Source organism: Vibrio sp. 1078-1, from assembly GCF_033340475.1.
On record NZ_JAWOWM010000338.1, the window covers coordinates 1 to 711 of the forward strand.

At 48.4% G+C, this 711-nt stretch carries 1 protein-coding gene; it reads right to left on the reverse strand.

Annotation, left to right across the window (positions count from 1 at the left end; genetic code table 11):
* Window positions 1–68 precede the first annotated feature (68 nt).
* Window positions 69–710: a LysE family translocator gene (locus R7190_RS27445; protein WP_318137877.1), complete on the reverse strand. Its 642-nt coding sequence runs from the start codon at window positions 708–710 to the stop codon at window positions 69–71.
* Window position 711 lies beyond the last annotated feature (1 nt).

Here is a 711-nt window from a genome sequence, read left to right on the forward strand (position 1 = left end):
CCATGGAGAAGATCGTCGAGTTAGCGTTTTAATAAATGTCGGGTGCGCGACGCTTTTAAATCAGAGAGTTAACCGATTAATGTGCTGATGGTTTGCACCAAGATACTGCCGCCAACGAGGGTAAACACCACACCACAGATGCCATCGATGTAGATGCCTGCTTGTTGTAATCGACGTTGTAAACGTTGCGTTGAGAGCATCCACGCCAAGCTAGAAAACCAAACCAGAGACAAGCTGAACAGGATAACTAACGCGATGCTTTTGCCTGAGACCGACATTCCGGCTGGCACCAAGCTCGACATCAAGCTGATGAAGAAAACCAGTGCTTTGGGGTTGAGAATGTTGGTTGCAAAACCTTTGGCAAAAGCCTGACGTTTGTTGCTGATCACGAAGCTGTTTGTTTTATTTTGTTGATCCGTTTGCGGGTTTTTGATCGTAGCGATCACGCCGCGCAGGGCACCAACACCGAGGTAAAGTAGGTAACTGCCACCTAGCAGTTGTAATACCGAATACAGCAAAGGATGTTGATGCACAAGGTAGCTCACACCAGTCAGGCTGAACAACGAGTGCAGCAAAATACCAACGGATAAGCCAAGAGCGATGTATAAGCCCGTCTGGCGACCATGACGCGTGGCATTTTGCACTACTAATGCGAAGTCGGGGCCTGGACTCATTAAGGCAATAAAGTGAATGCTGGCCAATGTCAGCAGG